Raw genomic sequence first — 6,521 nt, 5'->3', positions numbered from 1 at the left:
GGGCAGTCTTGGGCGGCGACCGCCGGATCCGGCGATCTGCTGTCCGGGATGATCGGCGCCTTGCTGGCCGCGGGCTTGCCGCCGAGCGAAGCGGCGGCGGCCGGGGCCTTCGTGCATGCACGGGCCGCGGAGCTTTCCGCCGCCGACCCGGGCCCGGGCTATGCGCCGACGTCGGCGTCACGCATCGTCGCTCACATCCGAACCGCTTTAGCCGCGCTCTAGCCACCAACTGAAAAGGACCCGTTATGACCTCCAGTCGACCGTCCGTCCCCGCGCACTCGATCGCGCCCGCCTACACCGGCCGCATGTTCACCACTCCCGTGCCGGCATTGCGGCTGCCCGAGGAGTCGATGGATCCCGACGCCGCCTACCGGTTCATCCACGACGAGCTGATGCTCGACGGCAGCTCGCGGCTGAACCTGGCGACGTTCGTCACCACCTGGATGGATCCCCAGGCGGACAGGCTGATGGCCGAGACGTTCGACAAGAACATGATCGACAAGGACGAATATCCGCTGACGGCAGCGATCGAGCAGCGCTGCGTATGCATGGTTGCCGACCTGTTCCACGCCGATCACCTGCGCGACGACGACCCCTCGAGCGCCTGCGGGGTTTCCACCATCGGCTCCAGCGAGGCGGTCATGCTGGGTGGCCTGGCGATGAAATGGCGCTGGCGGGCCAAGGTCGGCAAAGGCTGGGAAAAGCGCACCCCGAACCTGGTGATGGGCTCCAACGTCCAGGTGGTGTGGGAGAAATTCTGTCGCTACTTCGACGTCGAACCCCGCTACCTGCCGATGGAGGAGGGCCGCTACGTCATCACGCCCGAGCAGGTCGTCGACGCCGTCGACGAGGACACCATCGGGGTGGTGGCGATCCTGGGCACCACCTACACCGGTGAGCTCGAACCGATCGCGGAGATCTGCGCGGCGCTGGACAAACTGGCCGCCGACGGCGGCGTGGATGTCCCGGTGCACGTTGACGCGGCCAGCGGGGGCTTTGTGGTGCCGTTCCTGCATCCCGAACTGAAATGGGACTTCAAGCTGCCGCGCGTGGTGTCGATCAATGTCAGCGGACACAAGTACGGCCTGACCTACCCGGGCATCGGCTTTGTGGTGTGGCGCAGCAAGGAGTACCTGCCCGAGGACTTGGTATTCCACGTCAACTACCTCGGCGGTGACATGCCGACCTTCACCCTGAACTTCTCCCGTGCGGGCAACCAGGTAATCGGCCAGTACTACAACTTCCTGCGACTGGGCCGCGAGGGCTATACCCAGGTCATGCAGGCGTTGTCGTCGACCGCGCGCTGGCTGGGTGCGCAGCTGCACGAAGCCGACCACTGTGAGGTGATTTCGGACGGGTCGGCGATTCCGGTCGTCGCCTTCCGGCTGGCCCGCGGTCTGGGTTACACCGAGTTCGACGTCTCGCATGAGCTGCGCGGCTTCGGCTGGCAGGTGCCGGCCTACACCATGCCCGACAACGCGACCGACGTGTCGGTGCTGCGGATTGTGGTCCGGGAAGGGCTCTCGGCCGACCTGGCCCGAGCGCTGCACGACGACGCCCGTACCGCGCTGGCCAGCCTGGACAAGCTCAAGCCCAAGGGTCACTACAAAGCTGAGCACTTCGCGCACTGACCTGCCGGAATACGGCCCGCGGAGTCCGCTCTGGGACAATGGTTGGCGTGGTCGTAACGCCGACATCCCTGACTCCGGGCGTCCTCGCTGAGGCGGTCGTGGATCTGGGTGCCATCGAGCACAACGTGCGGGTGTTGCGCGAGCATGCCGGCAACGCGCAGGTGATGGCCGTCGTCAAGGCCGACGGTTACGGACACGGCGCCACCCAAGTCGCCCGGGCCGCCCTGGCCGCAGGTGCCGCCGAGCTCGGCGTGGCCACCGTCAACGAGGCGCTGGCGCTGCGCGCCGAAGGAGTCACCGCACCCATACTGGCCTGGCTGCATCCACCCGGGATCGACTTCGGGCCCGCGCTGTTGGCCGACGTGCAGATCGCGGTGTCGTCGGCGAGGCAGCTCGACGAGCTGCTGGGTGCCGCACGTCGCACCGGTCGGACCGCCGCGGTGACCCTCAAGGTGGATACCGGCCTGAACCGCAACGGCGTCCCGCTGGCTGACTACCCGTCGATGCTGACCGCGTTGCGCCAAGCCACAGCCGAGGATGCCATCCGGCTGCGTGGCCTGATGTCGCACATGGTCTTCGCCGACCAGCCCAACAACCCGATCAATAACATTCAGGCACAACGGTTTACCGACATTGTGGCGCTGGCTCGCGACCACAAGGTGCCGTTCGAGGTCGCGCATCTGTCGAACTCGTCGGCCACCATGTCGCGTCCCGAGTTGGCCTATGACCTGGTGCGGCCGGGTATCGCCGTGTACGGACTGAGCCCAGTGCCCACCCTGGGTGACATGGGCCTGGTTCCGGCGATGACAGTGAAATGCACTGTGGCGCTGGTGAAATCGATTCGAGCAGGCGAAGGTGTGTCGTATGGACATACCTGGATCGCGCAACGGGACACCACTGTGGCACTCATGCCAGTCGGCTATGCCGATGGCGTCTTCCGGTCGCTGGGTGGACGACTCGATGTCCTGATCAACGGTCGGCGGCGCGCCGGTGTCGGCCGCATCTGTATGGACCAGTTCCTCGTCGACCTGGGCCCGGGGCACGTCGACGTCGCCGAAGGCGATGAGGCGATCCTGTTCGGGCCGGGCGCCCGAGGTGAGCCCACTGCGCAGGAGTGGGCGGACCTGCTGGACACCATTCACTACGAAGTGGTGACCAGCCCGCGGGGACGGATCACCAGAACCTATCGCGAGGCTGAAAATCGTTGAGCGACGAGGATCTTGACGGCTTCCACGTAGGCAAGTCGAGGCGTGGACGGTGGCTGGCGGGTGCCGCGGGGGTGAGCGCCGTGGGCGCCGTCGCCGGGGCCACGGTGGCCGGCTCGATGCTCAACCGGCGTGCGGTCATCGACGATCCCTTTGCCGACGAGGACTTCGAGACGCTCGACGGCGACCGCAGCTACCTGGTGACCACCCCGGACGGTGTGCCCCTGGCGGTGCGCGAGGTCGGGCCCACCGATGCGCCGTTGACCGTCGTGTTCGCCCATGGCTTCTGTCTTCGCATGGGCGCCTTCCACTTTCAGCGGATGCGGCTGAGCGACGAGTGGGGCACGCAGGTCCGGATGATCTTCTACGACCAGCGCGGCCACGGCCGGTCTGGCAACGCTCCGCCGGATACCTACACCCTGACCCAACTGGGCAAGGATCTTGAGACGGTGCTGCAGGTGATTTCGCCGCGCGGCTCGATCGTGCTGGTGGGCCATTCGATGGGCGGGATGACGGTGTTGTCGCACGCCCGGCAGTTCCCGCGTCACTACGGCGGCCGGATCGCCGGGGCGGCACTGATCTCGTCCGCGGCCGAAGGGGTGGCCGAGTCGCCGCTCGGAGAGATCCTGAATAACCCTGCGCTGGAAGCTGTTCTGCGGGCTGCGCGTTCGGCACCCAAGCTGGCGCAGCGTGGCCGCAACGCCGCGCGTTCGCTGATCGGGCCGATCCTGCGTGCGGCGTCGTTCTCCGACATGCGGGTCAGCCCGAGCATCGTGGCGTTCTCGGAGAAGATGATGCTCGAAACCCCGATCCCGACGATGGTGGAGTTTCTGCACGCTCTGCAGGCCCACGACGAAACCGCGGGGCTGCCCGCGCTGGCCAAGATCCCGACGCTGATCGTCTGCGGCGACCACGATCTGGTCACCCCCGACGAATACTCGAGGAAAATGGCCGAGGTGCTGCCGGACTCGGAGTTGGTGATCGTCGCGAAGGCAGGCCATCTGGTGTTGCTGGAAAGACCGGCTTCGGTCAACGACGGGCTGGTGCGACTGGTCAAGCACGCGACCCCGGGTAGATTCACGGCGCTGAGTCACCGTTTGCGCGATCGGGTCCGGCGTCGTGACTGACGGCACGCGCGGCATCGCGACGCTGCCGCACGTCGACGACACCGTGGCGCTGGGTGCGCAGCTGGGCAGCCAGTTGCGCGCCGGCGATGTCGTCGTGCTCTCCGGCCCGCTGGGTGCCGGAAAAACGGTGCTGGCCAAGGGAATTGCAACGGCGATGGACGTCGACGGGCCGGTGACCTCGCCAACGTTCGTGCTGGCTCGGGTGCATCCCGCGCGACGAACCGGTGCCCCCGCCATGATCCACGTGGACGTCTACCGATTGCTGGACCACACCGGCGCCGACCTGCTCGACGAGCTCGAAAGCCTGGATCTCGACACCGAGCTCGACGGTGCCGTCGTCGTGGTGGAGTGGGGTGAAGGCCTGGCCGAACGATTGTCCGACCGGCATCTCGACATCCGACTGGAGCGAATCAGCAACTCCGACACTCGAACCGCGACGTGGCAATGGAGCTGTCCGTGAGCCGCCTGGTGTTGGCCATCGACACCTCCACTCCCGCTGTGACCGCGGGCCTGGTTGCCGATGGCAACGTGTTGGCCGAGCGGGTCACCGTCGACCCGCGCGCGCACGCCGAGCGGATCACCCCGAATGTGTTGGCCGCCATGGCCGATGCGGAGCGCTCGATGGCCGACCTCAATGCCGTCGTCGTCGGCTGCGGTCCCGGTCCGTTCACCGGACTGCGGGTCGGCATGGCGACCGCCGCGGCCTACGGTCACGCACTGTGTCTTCCGGTGTACGGGGTTTGCAGCCTCGATGCCATCGGCGGGCGGACCACCGGCGAGGTGTTGGTGGTCAGCGACGCCCGTCGGCGCGAGGTTTATTGGGCGCGCTATCGCGACGGTGTCCGGGTCGACGGTCCCGAGGTCAACGCCCCGGCCGATGTCGACCCGGGTCCCGCGCGGGCGGTGGCCGGTTCGCCCGACCACGCGGCGCTGTTCGGGCTGCCGTGCATCGACCCGACGTATCCCGACGCGGCGGGCTTGGTGGCCGCGGTGGCCGACTGGTCGCAAGCTCCGGCTCCGCTGGTGCCGCTGTATCTGCGGCGGCCGGACGCCAAGACGCTGGCCGAGCGGCAGGCGGCCGGCCGGTGAACGTGACCATCGACGGGCTTACCGACGCCGACGCCGACCGCTGCGCCGAGCTGGAGTCGCTGTTGTTTCCCGGCGACGACCCTTGGCCAACAGCCGCTTTCGTGCGCGAGCTCGCAGCCGATCACAATTACTACGTGGCCGCACGCGATGACGACACATTGATCGGCTACGGCGGCATTTCACGGTTGGGCCGCACACCGCCCTTCGAATACGAAATCCACACCATCGGCGTCGATCCGGCCTACCAGGGCCGTGGCATCGGCCGTCGGATGCTGGACGAGCTGCTGAACATCGCCGCCGGCGGCGTCGTGCATCTGGAGGTTCGCACCGACAACGCGACGGCGATCGCGCTGTACCGCAGCGTGGGATTCACCGAAGTGGGCCTGCGCCGGCGGTATTACCGGATCAGCGGCGCCGACGCGTACACCATGCGACGGGAGGCGCTGTGACGACGATCCTGGCCATCGAAACATCTTGCGACGAAACCGGAGTCGGCATTGCCCGGCTCGACGGCGACGGCACCGTGGCGCTGCTGGCCGACGAGGTGGCGTCCAGCGTCGACGAACACATTCGCTACGGCGGTGTCGTGCCCGAGGTCGCGTCGCGGGCACATCTGGAGGCGCTCGAACCGGCCGTGCGCCGCGCGCTGGCCACCGCGGGCCTGACCAAACCCGACGTCGTCGCGGCCACCATCGGGCCGGGGCTGGCAGGTGCCCTGCTGGTGGGGGTGGCAGCGGCCAAAGCGTATTCGGCGGCCTGGAATGTGCCGTTCTACGCGGTGAACCATCTCGGCGGTCACCTGGCCGCCGACGTCTACGAGCACGGTCCGCTGCCGGAAAGCGTGGCGCTGCTGGTGTCTGGCGGCCACACCCACCTGCTGCATGTCCGGTCGCTCGGCGAGCCGATCGTCGAGCTGGGCAGCACCGTCGACGACGCGGCGGGGGAGGCCTACGACAAGGTGGCCCGACTGCTGGGGCTGGGTTATCCCGGCGGCAAGGTGCTCGACGATCTGGCGCAGACCGGTGACCGCGCCGCGATCGTGTTTCCCCGCGGCATGACCGGGCCGCGCGACGAGCCGCATGTGTTCAGCTTCTCCGGGCTCAAGACCGCTGTCGCGCGCTACGTGGAAAGCCACCCGGACGCGGCCACCGCCGACATCGCCGCGGGTTTCCAGGAGTCGGTGGCTGACGTGCTGACCATGAAAGCGGTCCGTGCGGCGACCGAGCTTGGCGTATCCACCCTGCTCATCGCCGGTGGCGTCGCCGCGAACTCACGTCTGCGCGAACTCGCCGCCGAGCGCTGCGCCGCCGCCGGGCTGGCGCTGCGCATCCCCGGGCTGCGACTCTGCACCGACAACGGGGCGATGATCGCGTCGTTCGCCGCGCACCTGGTCGCCGCGGGTGCGTCGCCGTCTGCGCTCGATGTTGCCAGCGACCCGGGCCTGCCGGTGGTAAAAGGCCAAGTCAGCT

Annotated in this window: 8 protein-coding genes; all 8 read left to right on the top strand. The window is 68.0% G+C overall.

Annotation, left to right across the window (positions count from 1 at the left end):
• Positions 1-222, top strand: a 222-nt coding sequence (locus WAN02_RS32040) for an NAD(P)H-hydrate dehydratase (protein WP_422269383.1), incomplete at its 5' end; no start/stop codon positions are given.
• A 23-nt stretch (positions 223-245) separates the two neighbouring features.
• The gene (locus tag WAN02_RS32035) at positions 246-1,631 is read left to right on the top strand and encodes a glutamate decarboxylase (RefSeq protein ID WP_422269382.1); all 1,386 of its coding nucleotides are present in this window, start codon (positions 246-248) and stop codon (positions 1,629-1,631) included.
• 47 nt (positions 1,632-1,678) lie between these two features.
• The gene (alr, locus tag WAN02_RS32030; protein WP_422269381.1) at positions 1,679-2,839 is read left to right on the top strand and encodes an alanine racemase; all 1,161 of its coding nucleotides are present in this window, start codon (positions 1,679-1,681) and stop codon (positions 2,837-2,839) included.
• The gene (locus WAN02_RS32025) at positions 2,836-3,963 is read left to right on the top strand and encodes an alpha/beta fold hydrolase (RefSeq protein ID WP_422269380.1); all 1,128 of its coding nucleotides are present in this window, start codon (positions 2,836-2,838) and stop codon (positions 3,961-3,963) included. Before alr ends, WAN02_RS32025 begins: the two co-directional genes overlap by 4 nt.
• Complete coding sequence (gene tsaE / locus WAN02_RS32020) at positions 3,956-4,423, top strand: tRNA (adenosine(37)-N6)-threonylcarbamoyltransferase complex ATPase subunit type 1 TsaE (protein ID WP_422269379.1); 468 nt, start codon at positions 3,956-3,958, stop codon at positions 4,421-4,423. Before WAN02_RS32025 ends, tsaE begins: the two co-directional genes overlap by 8 nt.
• The gene (tsaB, locus tag WAN02_RS32015) at positions 4,420-5,052 is read left to right on the top strand and encodes a tRNA (adenosine(37)-N6)-threonylcarbamoyltransferase complex dimerization subunit type 1 TsaB (protein ID WP_422269378.1); all 633 of its coding nucleotides are present in this window, start codon (positions 4,420-4,422) and stop codon (positions 5,050-5,052) included. Before tsaE ends, tsaB begins: the two co-directional genes overlap by 4 nt.
• Positions 5,049-5,501, top strand: a complete 453-nt coding sequence (rimI, locus tag WAN02_RS32010; protein ID WP_422269377.1) for a ribosomal protein S18-alanine N-acetyltransferase — start codon at positions 5,049-5,051, stop codon at positions 5,499-5,501. The genes tsaB and rimI overlap by 4 nt, the downstream gene beginning before the upstream one ends.
• Positions 5,498-6,521, top strand: a 1,024-nt coding sequence (gene tsaD, locus WAN02_RS32005) for a tRNA (adenosine(37)-N6)-threonylcarbamoyltransferase complex transferase subunit TsaD (protein ID WP_422269376.1), incomplete at its 3' end; no start/stop codon positions are given. The genes rimI and tsaD, both read left to right, overlap by 4 nt.

The sequence above is a fragment of the Mycobacterium sp. genome (genome assembly GCF_049281135.1).
Classification (GTDB): Bacteria; Actinomycetota; Actinomycetes; order Mycobacteriales; family Mycobacteriaceae; genus Mycobacterium.
The sequence above is the reverse complement of the archived record's forward strand: the minus strand, read 5'-3'. Positions and strand labels throughout refer to the sequence as shown.

Bases quoted from the DNA above. Each gene is read 5' to 3' on its own strand.
- WAN02_RS32035 (WP_422269382.1), top strand. From the start codon at position 246: ATGACCTCCAGTCGACCGTCCGTCCCCGCGCACTCGATCGCGCCCGCC.